16 protein-coding genes and 1 tRNA gene are annotated in these 17863 nt (G+C 60.7%); 5 read left to right on the top strand and 12 right to left on the bottom strand.

The features are described from left to right. Positions 1 to 10 precede the first annotated feature (10 nt). Positions 11 to 757, top strand: coding sequence for a tol-pal system protein YbgF (ybgF, locus tag VNZ65_RS18040; protein WP_414649167.1), 747 nt, complete (start codon positions 11 to 13; stop codon positions 755 to 757). 89 nt (positions 758 to 846) lie between these two features. Beyond that, positions 847 to 922: transfer RNA gene (locus VNZ65_RS18035), tRNA-Lys, on the top strand. A gap of 567 nt (positions 923 to 1489) precedes the next feature. Here the strand turns inward: VNZ65_RS18035 and VNZ65_RS18030 are convergent. Continuing rightward, a complete protein-coding gene (locus VNZ65_RS18030) occupies positions 1490 to 1762 on the bottom strand; it encodes a fucose-binding lectin protein (protein WP_082793020.1) in 273 nt (90 codons plus the stop codon). Between the two features lie 467 nt (positions 1763 to 2229). Here VNZ65_RS18030 and VNZ65_RS18025 point away from each other — a divergent pair, with 467 nt between their 5' ends. Beyond that, positions 2230 to 2931, top strand: a complete 702-nt coding sequence (locus VNZ65_RS18025) for a pirin family protein (protein WP_325671438.1) — start codon at positions 2230 to 2232, stop codon at positions 2929 to 2931. Between the two features lie 51 nt (positions 2932 to 2982). On the opposite strand, the gene VNZ65_RS18020 is transcribed toward VNZ65_RS18025, so the two are convergent. The 5 genes from VNZ65_RS18020 to VNZ65_RS18000 all read right to left on the bottom strand — a co-directional run bounded on the left by VNZ65_RS18020 (position 2983) and on the right by VNZ65_RS18000 (position 9226). Further along, positions 2983 to 3915, bottom strand: a complete 933-nt coding sequence (locus tag VNZ65_RS18020) for a LysR substrate-binding domain-containing protein (protein ID WP_325671436.1) — start codon at positions 3913 to 3915, stop codon at positions 2983 to 2985. 41 nt (positions 3916 to 3956) lie between these two features. Then, positions 3957 to 4880, bottom strand: coding sequence for a DedA family protein/thiosulfate sulfurtransferase GlpE (locus VNZ65_RS18015; RefSeq protein WP_325671434.1), 924 nt, complete (start codon positions 4878 to 4880; stop codon positions 3957 to 3959). Between the two features lie 78 nt (positions 4881 to 4958). Then, on the bottom strand, positions 4959 to 5666 hold the full coding sequence (locus VNZ65_RS18010; RefSeq protein WP_325671432.1) for a YoaK family protein: 708 nt from the start codon (positions 5664 to 5666) through the stop codon (positions 4959 to 4961). A gap of 21 nt (positions 5667 to 5687) precedes the next feature. Next, positions 5688 to 7541 (bottom strand): amidohydrolase, encoded by a 1854-nt coding sequence (locus tag VNZ65_RS18005; RefSeq protein ID WP_325671430.1) that lies wholly within the window; start codon positions 7539 to 7541, stop codon positions 5688 to 5690. Positions 7542 to 7756: 215 nt separating this feature from the next. Then, on the bottom strand, positions 7757 to 9226 hold the full coding sequence (locus tag VNZ65_RS18000) for a sensor domain-containing diguanylate cyclase (RefSeq protein WP_325671428.1): 1470 nt from the start codon (positions 9224 to 9226) through the stop codon (positions 7757 to 7759). Between the two features lie 166 nt (positions 9227 to 9392). On the opposite strand from VNZ65_RS18000, the gene VNZ65_RS17995 reads away from it, so the two are divergent. Further along, a complete protein-coding gene (locus VNZ65_RS17995; RefSeq protein WP_325671426.1) occupies positions 9393 to 10370 on the top strand; it encodes an NAD(P)H-quinone oxidoreductase in 978 nt (325 codons plus the stop codon). A 75-nt stretch (positions 10371 to 10445) separates the two neighbouring features. Here VNZ65_RS17995 and VNZ65_RS17990 read toward each other — a convergent pair whose 3' ends face one another. From VNZ65_RS17990 to VNZ65_RS17970, 5 genes are all read right to left on the bottom strand, one after another. Beyond that, positions 10446 to 11753, bottom strand: a complete 1308-nt coding sequence (locus tag VNZ65_RS17990) for a cytochrome c (protein ID WP_325671424.1) — start codon at positions 11751 to 11753, stop codon at positions 10446 to 10448. An 11-nt stretch (positions 11754 to 11764) separates the two neighbouring features. Further along, the gene (locus VNZ65_RS17985) at positions 11765 to 12523 is read right to left on the bottom strand and encodes a c-type cytochrome (RefSeq protein WP_325671422.1); all 759 of its coding nucleotides are present in this window, start codon (positions 12521 to 12523) and stop codon (positions 11765 to 11767) included. A 112-nt stretch (positions 12524 to 12635) separates the two neighbouring features. Continuing rightward, a complete protein-coding gene (locus VNZ65_RS17980; RefSeq protein WP_325671420.1) occupies positions 12636 to 12827 on the bottom strand; it encodes a hypothetical protein in 192 nt (63 codons plus the stop codon). Between the two features lie 164 nt (positions 12828 to 12991). Beyond that, positions 12992 to 13417, bottom strand: a complete 426-nt coding sequence (locus VNZ65_RS17975) for a YMGG-like glycine zipper-containing protein (RefSeq protein WP_061942978.1) — start codon at positions 13415 to 13417, stop codon at positions 12992 to 12994. A gap of 198 nt (positions 13418 to 13615) precedes the next feature. Then, positions 13616 to 14914: an NAD(P)/FAD-dependent oxidoreductase gene (locus VNZ65_RS17970; RefSeq protein ID WP_325671417.1), complete on the bottom strand. Its 1299-nt coding sequence runs from the start codon at positions 14912 to 14914 to the stop codon at positions 13616 to 13618. 339 nt (positions 14915 to 15253) lie between these two features. On the opposite strand from VNZ65_RS17970, the gene VNZ65_RS17965 reads away from it, so the two are divergent. Further along, positions 15254 to 15694 (top strand): universal stress protein, encoded by a 441-nt coding sequence (locus VNZ65_RS17965; protein ID WP_061942982.1) that lies wholly within the window; start codon positions 15254 to 15256, stop codon positions 15692 to 15694. Positions 15695 to 15743: 49 nt separating this feature from the next. Here the strand turns inward: VNZ65_RS17965 and VNZ65_RS17960 are convergent, their stop codons facing one another. Continuing rightward, a complete protein-coding gene (locus tag VNZ65_RS17960; protein WP_325671414.1) occupies positions 15744 to 17816 on the bottom strand; it encodes a PAS domain-containing sensor histidine kinase in 2073 nt (690 codons plus the stop codon). Positions 17817 to 17863: the final 47 nt, after the last annotated feature.

The raw sequence follows: 17863 nt of genomic DNA, 5'->3' as shown, positions 1-17863 counted from the left end.
ATCAATAATGATGCGGACGTTCTTCAAAGCCACGATGACTGCGGCCATGCTGGCCGCAGTTTTTTCCGCTCCGACCGCCCACGCCGGGCTGTTTGACGACGATGAAGCACGTCGGGCGATTTTAGATATACGCGCCAAGATCGATGCGGTCAATGCACGGGTCGACACCAAGGCGGACAAAACCAGCTCGCTCAGCCTGTCGGACCAGAATGAGCGCCTGAATCAGGAATTGGCCAAACTGCGCGGACAGATCGAAGTGCTGACCAATGAACTGGCCAACACGCAACAGCGCCAGAAAGATTTCTACGTCGACCTCGATACGCGCCTGCGCAAGCTGGAACCGCAAAAGGTCAGCGTCGACGGCCAGGAAGTCAGCATCGGCGCCAACGATCAGAAAGCCTATGACGCAGCGCTAGCGACCTTCAAGTCCGGCGACTACAAGACTGCAGCCACGGCGTTTTCGAACTTTGTACGCAGCAACCCGGATTCAGGACTGGCGCCATCGGCGCAATACTGGATGGGCAATGCCTACTACGCTCTGCGCGACTACAAGAGTGCAATTGCAGCCCAGCAGGTAGTCGTCACCAAATATGCCGACAACCCCAAGGCCGCGGATGCATTGCTGAATATCTCCAGCAGCTACACCGAGCTGAAGAACAAGCCGCAGGCGAAACGCGCACTGGAACAACTGCTGTCGCAGTATCCCAACACGCCGGCAGCACAGACGGCCAAAGAGCGCATAGACACGCTGAAGTAGGCGCCGAATATTATTTTGCCGATTTCGTAAATAAAAGCGCATATGGGTTTGACACCTGATATGCACTTTGTCTATAATAGCGGTCTTTCGGGTCGTTAGCTCAGCTGGTAGAGCAGCGGACTTTTAATCCGTTGGTCGCAGGTTCGAATCCCGCACGGCCTACCACGAATAAGCAGTACAGATAAGGCTCCCAGCAATGGGGGCCTTTTTCTTTGTCCCCTGCTCAGACTCGGTTCCGCAAAACTTGAATTGGCAAGATCAATTCTGCTCTATTCGTTTTGCCCAATCAGACTGTTTCAAGCAACGTTTGTCGCCAGCATGCAACAACTCATGCGCAGAAATTAAAAACAAAAAAGCCCACGTTCTGTGAGCCTCATCAAATCAATACAGAGATCTTCGCCGAATGAATTCTGGCGTCATTTTGCTGGCTTCACCCATTTTCCTCGGCGATGCCCGCCGTCATTTTTTGCGTAGCGTGCCGAAGTTGATTTGCACCACTTCAATGCCATTGCTTTTTTCTTTACCTGGCTATTCGGGAACGCTCGCACGACTCAGTCTCATATGAAGAATCAGCTCCTTGCCCAGTACTATTTACGGACTAAGGGGCTGATTTTATTCATAGGCAAAAACAGGTCAGCAAGGAAGCGCATTGGCGTCATTGCCAGACCCGGCCTCGCCTATTGTCGATGAGCGCGTGGAATCTGATTTGTCGCGCGCTTCATTGGCACAAAACTAGCCGGTATAAGCACCCTTGCTCCAGCCTTCGCCATCCCAGCACCACTCGGTCGTTTGGCTACCAGTGGTTGCATAGACGCGGATATGGATAGTGCTTCCGTTCAACCAGCAAGTTGCAGAGGCATTTTCCCCTGGTTGCTTAAAGGCCCCCGTATACCACCCCTTCGATCCGTCGTAGCAACGTTCAGTGATGGTAGAGCCATTGGACGTATAAACACGGATCGACGGCGAGCTGGTTCCCCACGACACGGCGGCAGTTTGAGTTGACATTTTTAAACTCCTAGATTGAGTTGAGTAAAGTGACGAACTAAAACACTTCAGTGATCACGACATGCGCGTCACTGTGATGATGCTTGTTCATGGTAGTCAGCGACTAGCGAAATAAATAGCTGTCAATTTTCGCAGGCGGCAGATGCAGGCATCATCTTGCGAACACTGGATCCGTCATCAGTAGAGTTTGATTTCTCTGGCGTCCGGTCATTTTCGAATTTTATGTTGCCAACTGCTGTCCCGGCCCCGTGAAAAGCCCCGGAAAATCGCACCATCTTCCTGAAACCCTTTGAATCAAAGCCTTATGACTACCATCGATAATTTCGAATATAAACCAGCATTTTTTCCGTTTTTCTTTTGATTTGACAGCGCGCATACTTCATCTCAGTTAATTCGATACCGCAGCTACCCAGCCTCGCTGATCCCCAGCCACGGCGGCAAATGCGGCAACAGACGGAGAAAAAACCATGCTTGAAATTCGCAAAGGCACAGAACGCGGCGTCGCCGATCACGGCTGGCTGAATTCGCATCACACTTTTTCGTTCGGCCATTATCACGATCCGCTGCATACCGGCTTCGGGCCGCTGCTGGTGATCAATGAAGACCGCGTCAAAGCCGGCCAGGGCTTCGGCACGCACGGCCACAGCGACATGGAAATCATTTCCTATGTGCTGGATGGCGCGCTGGAGCACAAGGACAGCATGGGCACCGGTTCGGTGCTGCATTACGGCGATGTGCAAAGAATGAGCGCGGGCACCGGCGTGCGCCACAGCGAGTTCAACCACTCGCAGACGGCGCCCGTGCATTTCCTGCAGATCTGGATCCAGCCGAACGTCAAAGGGATTCCGCCCAGCTACGAAGAAAAGCATTTCACGGCAGCGCAAAAACAAGGGCAGCTACGCCTGATCGCTTCTTCCGACGGCCGCGAGAATTCAGTGCTGATTCACCAGGATGCGGCTATCTACGCGGCGATCCTGAATGGCGATCCGGTTCTGCAGCACACACTGGCTGCAGGACGCAGCGCCTACGTGCATCTGATCCGCGGACAGCTGAGCGTCAACGGCAAGAAGCTGGAAGGCGGCGATGCCGTGAAGGTGACGGCGGAAAACCTGATCACGCTGGCGCATGCGGAAGACGCGGAAGTGCTGCTGTTCGACCTGCCCTATTGAGCTTCAAGTCCGCAGCACCGGCCGGCAAAGCATCTGCTTTGCCGGTCTTTTTTATGACTGCCCTGGCGCGCCGGGCACATGCTCGATCAGGCGCGCCATGGCGTCGGTATAGCGCACCCGGTCCACCCACCAGGCCAGCGCGGCACCTTCCTCGCCGCTGCGCCAGGCTAGCGAAAACGTTTCATCGGGTTTCGGCTCTTCCACCCGCTTGACGATCAGGGCGCCGGACGCGATTGCCGCGCGCGCGCACGGTTCGGGCAGGAAACCAAAGCCGATGCCGGCCAGATGCAAGGCATATTTGCTGCGCATGTCTGGTACCGTCAGGGTATCCTGGCCGAACAGCAAACCCACCGTGCGCGATGGCATCTTGCGCGCCGAATCGGCAACGCTGATGGCGCGGTGGGGATGCAGTTCTGCCTTGCCCAGCACCTTCTTCACTTTGGCCAGCGGATGATTGGGCGCCACCACGAACACGAACGATATCGTGCCCATCTGCTCAGCCACATAGCCGCCGCCCGCCGGCCCCTGCCCTGGGGCGCCGATCAGCAGGTCGACACGGCGCTCCAGCAGGGCTTCCCAGGTGCCGGCCAGCGACTCGCGGGCGATGCGCAAACGGGTCTTGTCGGCGACGCCGCAGAAAGCATGGATATCGGACTCCAGCGCACTGACCGAAAACAGGGAATCGATGCAGATCGTGAATTCGGTTTCCCAGCCGGATGCTACCCGGCGCACGCGCTGCTCCAGGTCTTCCGCCGCTTTCAGCAGATAGCGCCCTTCCTTCAGCAATTCCACGCCGGCGCGCGTCAGCGTCACTTTCGGCCCCTGCCGTTCGAATACTTGCACGCCAAGATCCTGCTCCAGCTTGGAGACGGTATAGGAGATAGTCGAAGGCACGCGGTGCAGCTCGCTGCCGGCAGCGGAAAACGATCCGCGACGGTCGATGGCGTCAAGAATTAACAACGCATCGAGACTGATTCTGAACATGGGGTTCCGTTAGAGAGATAGCGGCAAGCGCAAGTGAAGCATCAGGAATCTAGCGCATAGCCGGCGGCGATCCAGGCATCGATGCCGCCCGACAGCGGCCGCACTTTCTTGTAGCCGCGCTGCATCAGCTGCTTGGCGACCAGCGCCGCCGAGGCTTCATTGGGACAGGCGCAATACACGATCACTTCCTGGTCAATCGGCGCATCGAAGACGAAGGTATTGATTTCCTTGTGCGAGATGGTGAGCGCGCCGGGAATGCGCCCGGCCAGCTGCGATGCCGGCGAGCGGATGTCGACGATGGCCGGCGTCACCCCTTGCTTGAACAGCTGGTCCAGTTCTTCCACCGAAATGCGCGCCATGCGCAGCGAGCGGCGGAAGCGCCAGCGCTGCCACCATTTGCTGGCGACAAAAACGGCAAAGGCGGCCGCCACCAGCACCATGCCGTACTGGCCGAGCTCGGTCAGTACGCCGAGCAGATCGTCGATGGTGGTGCTGAACAGCGAACCGAGGTAGATCGCCAGGCCGGCCCACAAGGCCGCGCCCAGGCCATCATAGAGAATGAAGGTAGTGCGCTTGGTGCCGACCGTGCCGGCCAGGGCGCTGGCGATGGAAGCGAAACCGGGAATGAATTTGGCGACCAGCAGCGAGCGCGCGCCCCAGCGCGAGTAGATCGATTCCGTCTGGCGCACGCAGGAATCCGGCGACAAGGAAATGCGGCACAGCGTCGACAGCACTTTACGGCCGTAACGGCGGCCCGCCAAGTACCAGAAGAAATCGGCGATCAGCGCCGCCGCCACCGCCGTCAGCAACAGCACCGGCGCCGAGTACTCGCCGCGATGCATCAGCGCGCCGGTGATCACCAGCGTCGGATAGGCCGGCACCGGAGCGCCCAGCTGCTCCGCCAGCACATTGAAGAAGACGAGAATCAGCCCGTATTGCTCGATCAAATGAAACAAATAGGTCATCGCTGTCGTCGCCTCGTATCCATGGCCGTGATTGCCGGATTGGCAATTTCACAATGATGCAATAAGCATCTATGGATATTATAAAGTTGATGGCGTAACGGTTCCGGCCTTTTCAGAAAGATATTCATTGACGCTCAGCCAGAGCAGTATCGCCAGCGGCAGCAGCAATGCCAGAAACAACAGTTGCTTGTAGGCGAAGGCGCCGCCGATGGCGCCGGCGCCGAATGCCACGATAGGCCAGAAAAACTTGACGCAGCGCTGCCGTATCTCCTCGCTGGCGTCGCCGCGCACGATGTCGACCAGATCGATGATCACCTGCGTGACATTGCCAGTCATTACCGTGGTCGGCGTCAGATGCTGCAGCAGCAGGCGGCTGCTGGCATTCTGCACGCCCATGCCGGCAGCGCCCAGCATGCCGGCCAGCAGCGCCAGCGGCGCGCGCGAATCGATGACCGGCCCCGAGAGATAGCCAGCCAGCATGAAACCCAGCAGGAAAAGCAGTTGCAGCAACAGCAGGAAGAACATCGGCGCCCTGCCGCCGCGCTCCAGCCAGACCACCGCCATGCGCGTCAGCGCCACCGCAAAGATAAATGCAGGAAAGGCCAGCAGCTTGATCAGCACGCCATGCGAGGGATTGGCCAGTTCACTGCCGATCAGCACGAAGTTGCCGGTGATGTGCGCGGTGAACAGGCCGAACAGTGCAATGAAGCCCACCGTATCGACATAGCCGGCCAGAAAACTCAGGGCGATGCTTTGCCAGGTGCGGCGGTTTTTCATATCAGGCATGATCTTCCTTTGCAGTGCAAATCAAAAGGCGAAACAGCTGCAACCCAGAGTGCCCCAGAAACCGGCATAGTCGGATACCGGCACTGTCGACTTGCGCGCCACATCGTGGGCATGCGCGTGCACGCCGCAGGCGCCGGCGCATTGATGCTGCAGGGCCTGGGCCTGGCGCTGTTGCGGCAATGGACGATAATGGCCCGGCACGGTTTTCACCGGCGACCAGTCCGGCAGCACCGGGATAGTCGGCGGCGCCAGCGGGCTGAATTCCGCCGCGCCGTAAACTATTTTGCCGCCGACCACCGTCAATACCGATTCCAGCGCCTTGATACTGTCTTCGTCGACGGCAAAGAAGTCAGCCGACAGCACCGCCAGGTCGGCCAGCTGGCCAGATTTTATGCGGCCCTTCTTGCCCTGCTCGCTGGAGAACCAGGCGCTGCCGGCGGTCCATAATTCCAGCGCGGTATGGCGCGACAGCTGGCCGGCCGTATCATACAGGCGCATGCCGCCGACGGTGCGTCCCGACACCAGCCAGTACAGTGCGGTCCAGGGATTGTAGCTGGCCACACGAGTGGCGTCGGTACCGGCGCCGACCGGCACGCCCATCTCCAGCATGCGCGCTACCGGCGGCGTGTGCCTGGCGGCGTCGGCGCCATAACGGTCGACAAAATATTCGCCCTGGAAAGCCATGCGATGCTGGATCGCGATGCCGCCGCCCAGCGCGCGCACTCTTTCGATATTGCGCGGCGTGATGGTTTCGGCATGGTCGAAGATCCAATGCAAGCCATCGAACGGGATTTCCTTGTCAACCTTTTCAAACACGTCCAGCATGCGGCTGATCGATTCGTCGTAAGTCGCATGCAGGCGGAACGGCCAGCGCTGCGCGACCAGGTGGCGCACCACTTTTTCCAGCTCGCCTTCCATGCCGGCGGCCAGCTCCGGCCGCGGCTCCAGGAAATCCTCAAAGTCGGCGGCGGAAAACACCAGCATCTCGCCGGCGCCGTTATGACGGTAGAAATCGTTGCCGTCGCCCGGCTTGACCATCTCGCTCCATTTCTGAAAGTCTTCCAGTTCCTGGCCTTTGCGCTGGGTGAACAGATTGTAGGCGATGCGTATCGTCAGTTGCTGGTCGCGTGCCAGCTGCTCGACGATGGCATAGTCTTCCGGGTAGTTCTGGAAGCCGCCGCCGGCGTCGATGACGCTGGTGACGCCGAGGCGATTCAGTTCGCGCATGAACTGGCGGGTCGAATTGACTTGCTGTTCGCGCGGCAGCGCCGGACCTTTCGCCAGCGTGGCGTACAAGATCATGGCGTTCGGCCTGGCAATCAGCATGCCGCTCGGGTTGCCGGCGGCATCGCGCTGGATTTCACCGCCGGGTGGATTCTGCGTCTCCCTGGTATACCCCACCGCGCGCAAAGCGGCGCGGTTGAGCAAGGCGCGGTCGTACAAATGCAGGATGAACACTGGTGTATCGGGCGCGGCGGCGTTGATCTCATCCAGGGTCGGCATGCGCTTTTCGGCGAACTGAAATTCGGTCCAGCCGCCAACCACCCGCACCCATTGCGGATGCGGCGTGCGCAGCGCCTGTTCTTTCAGCATGCGCAAGGCGTCGGCCAGCGACGGCACGCCTTCCCAGCGCAATTCCAGGTTGTAGTTAAGGCCGCCGCGGATCAGGTGCATATGCGAGTCGTTCAGGCCGGGAATCACCGTGCGTCCCCGCAGATCGATCACTTGCGTGTGCTGCCCGCGATGCCGCATGGCTTCTTCGGCGTCGCCGACCGCGAGGAACCTGCCATCCTGGATGGCCACCGCCGTCGCCAGCGGCTGCGACGGGTCGACCGTATGGAAACGGCCGTTCAACAAAATCATGTCTGCGTGCATGGAAGTTCTCCTGAGAGTCAGCTATTCAAAATATTGAACATCATCCGGCGCCACAGGAAATCACGCTTCAATCCAATAATGACAATGCCTGACGCCGATGCAATCCAGTATGGCGGACGCAAAATCAAATGAAAAACGGAAAATATGCAGGTCAATGATCGAATTTTCCGATCATTAATGTATCGACATCAAACCCCGGCAGGCCGGCTGCCGCCTCAGGCCACTTCGTCGATCAGGGAGTGCCCGTACACGGTAAAGCGGCTCTTGCCCTGCCGCTTGGCCTGGTACATGGCTTCGTCGGCCTGGCGCAAGGCCGAATCCCACTCCAGGCTCTCGGCCTGGCACAGGGCAATGCCGATGCTGCAGCCGATGCCGTCGCCAATCGCGGCGACGCGGCTGACGATGCGGCTAGCGACAGCGGTGGCGGTGGCCTTGATGGCCAGCGCCGGAGCAATCAGGCAAACCACGAATTCGTCGCCGCCGACGCGGCCGGCGATATCGCTGTCGCGCAGCGCCGAACGCAGCGCCGCCGCCACCTCGACCAGCACGGCGTCGCCGCGGTCATGGCCGAGGTTGTCGTTGATCCACTTGAAGCCATCCAGATCGATGAACAGCAGCGCCACCGCCTGGCGGCTGATGCTGCCGCGGCCGCGCAAGGTTTCCGCCAGCTCCAGGAACAGCGAGCGGCTGGGCAGGCCGGTCAGGTCATCCAGCCGTACCTGGTCCATCCGCACTTCCAGCATGGCGTTGTTGAGCGCCAGCAGGCGCGCATCCTGCACCGTCTTGAGGTAGACCTGGTTCATTTCCCGCAAATAAATCATCAGCAGCACCGTGGCCGAGATCAGGGCGTTGCAGCGGCCGACATACCAGCCGATCGAAAACTGGCTGCCGCCGGCCATGGTGATCACGTTGTCGCATTGCAAGGCGACCAGGGCCACCCCCAGCCATACATGCAGCACGGCGCGGAAGCCGGTGGCGCGCCACAGGATCAGCATGGCCAGGGCCGTCAGCGACTGCAGCAGAAAGCCGAGGCCGCTGGTGGTGACGCGATGGAAATTGCCCTGCTCGATCAGCGTCGGCAGGTCGGCATGAAATACCACCACCGGCAGCAGGCTGGCAGCCAGCGCCGCCAGCACCACCGCGATCAGCCAGTTCGGCATGCGCTCTGGGTGGCTCGCCAGCCAGGACGGGCTCCACCAGCGGCTGACCGCGTACAGCAAGATGCTGAGGGCCAGGCCGGCATGCCACAAAAACCACAGCCAGATGGTGGTCTGGGCGCCGCCCAGCAAACTCTGGTGCGGAAAGAATGCGCCCGGCATGGCCAGGAACTGCATGATCAGGATCACCGCGGCATAGAAGCAGCCGGCGCCGATATACAGCAGATCGACTTCCTTAGTGGCGCGGTAATGGCCAAAGATCAGGTAGGTGATGATGACGTAGGCCACCACCGTCGCGGTCTGGTAGGAAGGCAGGAAAAACGGGAACAGCGGCCCCATCACGCTGGCGACCGGCAGCAGGACCAGTGTCATGACAACAATGCCGATGCAGACCCACAGCGCGCGGCGGCGCTGGCGCGTCGTCGCCTGGCGGGTCGCCGGCGACACGCTTTTACTGGTCCACGGCGGCCTGGCGGCGGCTTTGTTGCGTGCAATAGTTGCGCGGTCGATCATTAGCGATTTAACCATGCCCGAAAAACTACGGCTTACCTTGAGGTAAATTTTGCCCAAAAGCATCAAAATAATAACTTGAATGGCCATCCCAAGCTAATACAGAAAAGCTATCACCCCCGCTCGCAAAAGAGAAAATCGTGTTTGTCATACAATGACCGTTTTCCTTCCAAGAGACCAAGCCATGCGCGCTATCGAAATTACCCAACCCGGCGGCCCCGAGGTTTTGCAAATCTGCGAACGCCCTGTGCCCACGTTCAAGGCCGGTGAAGTCTTGATCAAGGTGCAGGCGGCCGGCATCAACCGGCCGGATGTATTCCAGCGCACCGGCAATTATTCGCCGCCGCCGGGAGCCTCCGATTTGCCGGGACTGGAAATCGCCGGCGCAATCGTCGACGGCGATTTCAGCGGCACGTCCTTCAAGAAAGGCGACCTGGTTTGCGCCCTGGTGCAGGGCGGCGGCTATGCCGAATACTGCAGCGCGCCGGCGGCGCAATGTCTGCCGCTGCCGGATGGCTGGAGCGCGGTGGAAGCGGCTTCGCTGCCGGAAACCTTTTTCACGGTATGGAGCAATGTCTTCGATCGCGCCCGCCTCAGCCCTGGCGAAACCTTGCTGGTGCAAGGCGGCAGTTCCGGCATCGGCGCCGCCGCGATCCAGATCGCCACCGCACTCGGCCACCGCGTGTTTGCGACCGCCGGCTCGGATGAAAAATGCCGCGCTTGCGAAGCGCTGGGCGCCGAACGCGGGATCAATTACCGCAGCGAAGATTTCGCTGCCGTGATCAAGGCGGTCACCGACGGCAAGGGTGTCAACGTCATCCTCGACATGGTGGCTGGCGACTATGTGCCGCGCGAAATCAGCTGCCTGGCCGACGACGGCCGCCTGGTGTTCATCGCCACCCTGGGCGGCAGCAGCGCCAGCATCGATTTCCGCCAGGTGCTGATGCGGCGCCTGACCATCACCGGCTCCACCCTGCGGCCGCGGCCGATCGCCTTCAAGGCTGCCATCGCAGCGCAGCTGCGCGAGCGCGTCTGGCCGCTGCTGGCAGCCAAGAAAATCAAGCCGGTGATCTTCCAGACCTTCCCGCTGGAACAGGCAGCGCAAGCCCACACGCTGATGGAAAGCAGCTCGCATATCGGCAAGATCATGCTGACGACCTGAGCCACCACGTAGTTGAGACGTAAAAAAAGCAGCCTGCATGGCGCAGGCCGCTTTTTTTTGACCCAGAGAATCGCCTTAATCCAGAGGGATGGCGCGATAACGGTTGACCTCGGCCGAATTGACAATCGGCGCCTTGTTGCCCCAGCTGTTGCGGATATACGAAACCACCGCTGCTACTTCGCCGTCGCTCAAGGCCGGACCGTAAGGCGGCATGCCATAGGGCCGTGGATTGGCTGCCGTGCTGGGCGAGAAGCCGCCGTTGAGCACCACCCGGATCGCGTTCACCGGCGAGGCCATGGTGATGGCGTGATTGCCGGCCAGCGGCGGATAGGCCGGCCATGTGCCTTTGCCGGAAGCCTGGTGGCAATCGGCGCAATGGTTCTTGTAGATCTTCCCGCCCTGCTCCAGCACGCGCGCAACCTCGTCCGCGCTGGCGCGTTCCTTGGCCGGCTCGGCTTCCTTCTGGCGCGGCAAGGATTTCAGGTAGACCGCCATGGCCTTGACGTCGGCATCGCTCAGGTGCTGCAGGCTGGCGCCCACCACTTCCGCCATCGGCCCCAGCACGGTGCCGCGCGGCGAGACGCCGTTTTTCAGCAAGCCGGTGATGTGCTCGATATCCCAGTCACCCAGGCCGATTTCATCGTCCGACGTCAGCGATGGCGCATACCAGTTCACTACCGGGATGAAGCCGCCCCCCAGCTCCGCCTTGAGATCGCTGCCGCCGAGTGCATTGCGGGTGGTGTGGCAGGCGCTGCAGTGACCCAGGCCCTGCACCAGATAAGCGCCGCGGTTCCATTCCACCGACTGTCCCTGCTCTTCCTGGTACACGCCGGGCCGGAAATACAGCGCGCGCCAGCCGTACAGCAGGATCCGCTGGTCATAGGGAAAACGCAAGGCCGGCGCCAGGTTCTTTTGCGTTACCGGCGCCACGCTGCGCAGATAGGCGAACATGGCGTCGGCGTCCTCACGCGTGACCTTGGTGTAATTGGTGTAGGGGAAGGCCGGATACAGCAGGCTACCATCCTTCGATTTGCCGTTATGCAGCGCGCGCCAGAAATCGTCGGCGCTCCAGCTGCCGATGCCGGTCTCCTTGTCCGGCGTCAGGTTGGGCGAATAGATGGCGCCGAACGGTGTCTGTATCGCCCGCCCGCCGACCAGTTCCTTGCCGCCGCGCGCGGTGTGGCAAGCGATGCAGTCGCCGCTGCGCACCAGATAGCCGCCCCTGGCAATCTGTGCAGCAGCATCTACCCCCGCCGCCACGGCCGTCGCCGGCTGCCTTGCAGCTGCGCTGTCGTCATCGGCGTTCAGCAGCGCCAGCACGGCCACTACGGCGACGATCAGCAGCAAAGCTGCGCCCGCCAGCCACATCAGTAATCGTTTCATGTTCGCTCCGCTTAATTCGAGACAGGGACGCTGCCGCAAGCCAGCGGCAGTTTGACGGAGCCAGGAGCAACCGCAGTGGCGCCGGCCGGCACCGGCTGCGCCGCCAGCCAGGATGCCACCGCGCCGATATCTTCAGCGCTCAGGCGCTGCGCCACCTGCGCCATGCAATCCGGCGCCAGCGCATGGCGCGCGCCGTTCTTCCAGGCGCCGATCTGGCTCACCAGATAATCGCGCGGCAAGCCGAGCAAACCCGGCGTGGCCGGCTGCACGCCGGTCATGGCGCTGCCGTGGCAGGCGATGCAGGCCGGGATCTGCTTGCCGGCGTCGCCCCGGTTGACCAGCATATCGCCGCGGGCGCGGGTGGCCTCGGATGGATCGTGAGGCTGCGGCGGCGGGTAAGGCGGGTGCTGGTCGGCGAAATAAGCGGCGATTTCCTGCAGATAGGCGTCCGACAGATGATCGACCAGGTAGGTCATCATCGGATACTGGCGCCGCCCTTCGCGGAAATTGTGCAGCTGGTTGTAGAGGTAGCCGGCCGGCTTGCCTGCGATGCGCGGGTAATAGCCGTCGTTGGTGGCGCGTCCCTGTTCGCCGTGGCAGGCGGTACAGGCGGTGAGGCGCTGCTTGATGGTGTCTGGAACGGCAGCGGCATCGACTTCAGCCGCCTGCGCTGCCAGGCCGAACAGGGCCGAAACAAGCGCTACAAGAAACCCGGACCGCAAGCGTCGCACAGCACGCCTTGCCTCCGGTCCCTGCAAAAGAATCGACATGATGTTCCTGGTTTTTTATGCTGCTGCATTTTTCGGGAAGGTATTCAGGTCAGATTATAAACTAGCAAGTTTATTAACACATGACAACATTGAACAAGATGTCGTCCAGTCCCTACTTCGGCGCTTTCGGCGGCACCAGCGGCTGGTCCCTGGTCGAGCCTGGTTCATTCGCATACATCTGCTCTTCCACGATATCCATCTGCTGACTGCCATCCAGGGCGTGGCCGGTCCATCGATCTGCCGGATTGACGGCCTGCGTCTTCTTGTCCTTGACAGGGGCGGCTGGCAGTTTGGTTTTAGACATGGCGTCTCCTCATGGCGCGACGACGGGCTGGTCGCCTTCCTTCACTATAGAGCCTCGCACGCCCAGACGGTAGCGAAGAATCCTGCCGGCCATGCAAAACGCCGGCCCAGATTCACATCTGGGCCGGCGTCGCGGAACATCAAAGATTTATGCCTGGTGAGCGATCAACGCTCGTAGTAGCCGCCTTGATACGGTTGCGGATAATAATCGTCGCGGCTTTGCTCGACATACACGGGCGCCGGGCGGTAGTAGACCGGGGCCGGCTGGTAATACACCGGCGCCGGACGATAGTAGACCGGGGCTGGACGGTAGTACACCGGCGCAGGCTGATAGTAAGTTGCCGGACGGTCGTAATAGCCGCCACCGCCGTAGTAGCCGCCTTGGCGGTAACCGGAAGTGGCGCCCACCGCAGCGCCAAGCACACCGCCCACAATCGCGCCGTGACGGCCGCCGACCGCGCCGCCGATCACTGCGCCGGCAACCGCGCCGATCGCCGTATTGGCGCCGTCATCGTAAGCCAGGGCGGAAGTGGAAACTGCGGCAGTCGAGCTAGCCAGCAGAGCGATACAGATCCATTTTTTGTACAGCATGATTGCATCCTTCAAGGGTCATACAGCCCTAATCAACACCATCAAAAACCGCCACCTTCGCACACTGCGGGGCCACGGTTGTTAAGTTGAACTATAGCCGAGCGACCGTCAAATGCCTGCAAACGATACATATTTTTACATTTGCACAACATGCTTACACCTGAGGTAACATTCAAAATCCGCAATCCGGCGCCGCCATCAGTGCAGCTTGACCGACGGCTTGGCGTGCTTCATCAAGCCGCTGGCGGCTGCGGTAACGCCGGTGCGCACCGGTCCCAGCAAGGCGTTCAGGTGCATCAGGTGCAGGCTGGCGTACATCATGCGGGCGAAAAAGCCGTCGACGAACCAGCCCAGCTTGGTGAGCGACCCCATCAGCGTGCCAACCGAGGTATTCCTGCCGAACGACACCAGCGAACCGTGGTCCTTGTAGACATAGGGGGCGTCCGATGCTGGCTGGCCCTTGCTGACGCGGACGAACATCTCGACCAGGTAGTCGGCCTGCTGGTGCGCTGCCTGCGCGCGCGGCGGCACCATCTTGCCGTCGCTACCGATGCAAGCCGCGCAATCGCCCAGCGCGTAGATATTCTCCGTACCGGCTACCTTGAGAAAGCCATCCACTTCCAGCTGGCCCGACTTGATCACCGGCAGTCCTAGCCCCTTGAGGAAATCGGGTGCCTTGATGCCGGCCGACCAGACGCACAGGTCGGAAGCATAGTCATTGCCGTTGGCGTCCGTGACAAAATTCTCGGCGATGCTGGCGACGCGGCAATCGGTCACCACCCGCACTTCACGCTCCTGCAACAGCTTGCTGGCCGCTTTCGAGACCCGTTCGGTGAGCGGCGCCAGCAAGCGCGGCGCACCCTCCAGGATAGTGATGCGGACGTCGCGGTTGGCATTCAGGTGTGGAAAATCGTAGTCGGTATAGACGCTGCTGGCATCGCGCAGCTCCGCCGCCAGCTCGACGCCGGTGGCGCCGCCGCCGACGATCACGATATCGACGCCGGCATCGGGATTCTTTTCTTTCTTCAGGTCGGCCAGCGCCAGCATCTTCAGCAGGCGTACGCGGAAATGCTCCGCATCTTCAGTCGAGTTCAGCGAAATGGTGTTTTGTTCCGCCCCCGGGATGCCGAAATAATTAGAGACGCTGCCGACCGCGATCACCAGCTTGCTGAAAGCGATCTGGCGCGGCGGCAGCAGCTCGGCGGCGGACTCGTCGGTGACAGCATCCACGGTGATGCTGTTGCCGGCACTGTCGAGTGCGGTCATGTTGCCGTACACGAAGCGAAACTTATTGTCATGCGCCAACATCTGGTAGGACAGGCCTTCCTGGTGGATATCGCGGGTGCCCGCGGCGACTTCGTGCAGTGATGGTTTCCAGATGTGATACAGCGCCCGGTCGACCAGGGTCACGTGACCGCTTCCCAGCTTGCGGCCGAGCTTGCAAGCCAATTCCAGACCGCCTGCGCCACCGCCTACAATCACGATTTGATCCGACATCCATCTTTCCTTCACCGATACATTAATCAATAGCGCTTCAACCTTCTACGCGCTGCGCGGCAGCGAAGCACGCAGTAAGTCTACTTTTATAATGGCGCAATGCGCAATAGTGACGTGTTTTCGCGTTTTATTGATCACGCTACGCCAATTTGCAGTATTCGGGAAAGACGCCGCCGCACAAAACAGTGCGGCCGGCCGGACGCCGAAATCCGCTTTCAGCATGCAAAACCGCCTGGGAAGAAGCGCTTCCGAATTAGCGCAAAGGCCGCTGGTTCGCAGCGCCAGTCTGCGCTATGATGAAGACGGAGACCATTGCAAACACAATTTTCAGGAGGGCATATGTACCGGAAAATTCTCGTCGCCTACAATGGCACGCCCGAAAGCCGTTCGGCTTTGTATTCCTGCATCCAACTGGCGCCAGGTCCCGGGGCCGAAGTCCATCTGCTGGGCGTCATCAATCTCGCAACCTATCTGATGGCAGGCGAATTCGTCGCCGAATCCGCGATCAGGGCCGAAAAGACCCTGCTGGAACAGGAACTCATCAAGGGCCATAAACTCCTCACCGACGCCGGCCTCAAGCCGATCGACCACTTTGAAAGCGGCGAACCTGTCAACGTCATCAGCGACCTGGTCAACAAGCTGGGCATCGACCTGGTGATCGTCGGCCATTCGCGCAAGAAGCCGCTGGCGACACGCTGGTGGCGCGGTTCCGTGGACACCATGCTGGTCGAAAAAGTACCGTGCAGCGTCCTGGTGGCGACCGACATCTGCCCGGCCTGAGCAAGGCCTTTCCTTGCACCCGGCGCGGCGCCGGGTGCTCAGCGGTTTTTCAGGCCTGGGCCTGCTCGCCGCTGTTTTGCACCTGCACCGACAGGGGCAGCTCAATCACCACCGCTGTGCCTTTATCCTTTGCCGAGGAAAAACGCACCTTCCCGCCCAGGTAAGTCGCCCTTTCATTCAAGCCGCGCAAGCCGTGGGTGCTGGTGTTTTCAAAACGCTCCTGCGACATGCCGACGCCATTGTCGCGCACTGTCAGCGCCAGCCGGTCCTCGTCGATATCCAGGATGACTTCCACCTGGCTGGCGTGCGCATGCTTGGAAACGTTATTCAGGATTTCCTGCAGCATGCGATACACCGCAATTTCGATGCGGTGGTCAATCGTGATGTCTTCATCCGGCAAGCTGGATTTACAGAGGATTTCGGTGCGCGCGCCAAAATCTTCCAGCTGTTCGACGATCGCCGCTTTCAAACCGAACAGTTCCAGCATGTTCGGCCGCAGTTCGGTCTGGATCCGCCGCGTGGTCGCCACCAGCGAGGCCAGCAAAGTCTGCATCTGGCCGCGGCGGTTCTGCCAATGTTCATTCTCCGGCAGGATCTTGTAGACGCCTTCCAGATGCATGCTGAGCGCTGTCAGCGAAGCCCCCATATTGTCATGCAGCTCGCGCGCAATCGCCCGCTTCTCTTCTTCGCGGATGGTTTCCATATGGTTGGCCAGCTCGCGCAGCAAGGCGGTGCGATGGGCGATAGTCCGCTCCAGTTCCAGCTCGCGCTGCTTGAGCGAGTCCTCGGCGCGCTTGCGTTCGCTGATGTCGGTGGCGATGCCGACTACGCCCATGACCTGTCCCTGCTGGCCGAACCAGGGCGATTTGGTGGTCTGGAAAGTCACGATCCCCTCCGGCAGCTGCACGGTCTGCGCCAGCGTCTCCGACACGCCGCCGTTCATGATACGGGCATCGTCCTGGTCGACCCGGTCGGCATCTTCAGTCAGCGGCAGGATTTCGCGGCTGCGCCGGTTTTTTGCCAGCTCCCAGCTCAGGCCGAGCCGGCGCAGGCAGGCCGGATTGGCAAAAATCAGGCGCCCCTGGTGGTCTTTGACGAAGATCGGGTCGTTGGTGTTGTCGCTGACGGCGATCAGCAGCGCGGTGGCCTCGGCCAGCTCGGCCGCGCTCTGCAGGCGCGCGCCGTATTCAAGATCGACCTTGCCGCCGGCGCGCCAGAAAATGAACAGCACCAGCACGCTATCGACCAGCGTCAGCAAGGGCGGCAAGGAACTGCGATCGTATAAACCCTGGCGCGTACCCCAGTCCGCCAGCCAGTGCAAAGCAATCAGCAGGATCAGCATCTGCGGCAAGGAACGGCGCAGCATCTGGCCGCCAGGAGCATGGCGGGTGATGATCGCCATCAGGCGGTGACGCGGACGCGACATCATGAGCGCCAGGCCGAACAACAGAAACGCCAGCGCCGACAGCAAGGGAATGCTGGTCGCATACACCATCTGCGTCATGGCGGAGACGTTATACAGGTAGCCGAGCAAAGGAATGGCGCTGAGGAACAGCAGGATGATGGCCAGGTATTCGGCCACGTATTGCGCTTTGCCGAGATGGAAATCAAGCAGGAGCAGCGCGCTGCCGGCAAAAATGAAGCCGATGGCAACCATCGGGTGCAAGCCGATGGGCAGGTGCAGGCTCGGCTGCGACACCAGCCGGGCAAGGACGGCATCGAGCCAGCCGGCGCCGCCCATCAAGTCTTGCATCAACGCGGCAACCGCCAGCGCCAGCAGCAGGACTGCCAGCAGCTTGCCGAAAAACTTGATCAGCCGCCGCGGCCCGACCACCAGGCATTGCACGATCAGGCTGGCGGTGGCCAGCAGGAAGCCGGCTGCCGTATTGGCGCGCATGAGCGGCAATTGCGATTCCGAAAACGGCAGCGTGATCTGGTACAGGCAGGCGACCAGCACCAGCGCCGCGACCGCAAACACCAGCGTGCTCACCGCCAGCGCTGCGGCGGTGGTGCGCCAGACATAGGTTTTGGTCGATGCCAGACTGTCCAGCGCGCGTGTCTTCAGCAGATCCTGATAATGCGGATTGCCGCTGGCGGCTGTTTCGCTCTCTATATTATTCAAATCGGCTCCAGGAACGTCGCTGTATGTGCGTGCCGGCATCAAGGGAG

The sequence above is a fragment of the Collimonas sp. genome, assembly GCF_035566555.1.
Lineage (GTDB): Bacteria > Pseudomonadota > Gammaproteobacteria > Burkholderiales > Burkholderiaceae_D > Collimonas.
The sequence above is the reverse complement of the archived record's forward strand: the minus strand, read 5'-3'. Positions and strand labels throughout refer to the sequence as shown.

Coding starts and splice junctions, on each gene's coding strand:
- ybgF (WP_414649167.1), top strand. CDS start 11: ATGCGGACGTTCTTCAAAGCCACGATGACTGCGGCCATGCTGGCCGCA.
- VNZ65_RS18030 (WP_082793020.1), bottom strand. CDS start 1,762: ATGTCAACTCAAACTGCCGCCGTGTCGTGGGGAACCAGCTCGCCGTCG.
- VNZ65_RS18025 (WP_325671438.1), top strand. CDS start 2,230: ATGCTTGAAATTCGCAAAGGCACAGAACGCGGCGTCGCCGATCACGGC.
- VNZ65_RS18020 (WP_325671436.1), bottom strand. CDS start 3,915: ATGTTCAGAATCAGTCTCGATGCGTTGTTAATTCTTGACGCCATCGAC.
- VNZ65_RS18015 (WP_325671434.1), bottom strand. CDS start 4,880: ATGACCTATTTGTTTCATTTGATCGAGCAATACGGGCTGATTCTCGTC.
- VNZ65_RS18010 (WP_325671432.1), bottom strand. CDS start 5,666: ATGCCTGATATGAAAAACCGCCGCACCTGGCAAAGCATCGCCCTGAGT.
- VNZ65_RS18005 (WP_325671430.1), bottom strand. CDS start 7,541: ATGCACGCAGACATGATTTTGTTGAACGGCCGTTTCCATACGGTCGAC.
- VNZ65_RS18000 (WP_325671428.1), bottom strand. CDS start 9,226: ATGGTTAAATCGCTAATGATCGACCGCGCAACTATTGCACGCAACAAA.
- VNZ65_RS17995 (WP_325671426.1), top strand. CDS start 9,393: ATGCGCGCTATCGAAATTACCCAACCCGGCGGCCCCGAGGTTTTGCAA.
- VNZ65_RS17990 (WP_325671424.1), bottom strand. CDS start 11,753: ATGAAACGATTACTGATGTGGCTGGCGGGCGCAGCTTTGCTGCTGATC.
- VNZ65_RS17985 (WP_325671422.1), bottom strand. CDS start 12,523: ATGTCGATTCTTTTGCAGGGACCGGAGGCAAGGCGTGCTGTGCGACGC.
- VNZ65_RS17980 (WP_325671420.1), bottom strand. CDS start 12,827: ATGTCTAAAACCAAACTGCCAGCCGCCCCTGTCAAGGACAAGAAGACG.
- VNZ65_RS17975 (WP_061942978.1), bottom strand. CDS start 13,417: ATGCTGTACAAAAAATGGATCTGTATCGCTCTGCTGGCTAGCTCGACT.
- VNZ65_RS17970 (WP_325671417.1), bottom strand. CDS start 14,914: ATGTCGGATCAAATCGTGATTGTAGGCGGTGGCGCAGGCGGTCTGGAA.
- VNZ65_RS17965 (WP_061942982.1), top strand. CDS start 15,254: ATGTACCGGAAAATTCTCGTCGCCTACAATGGCACGCCCGAAAGCCGT.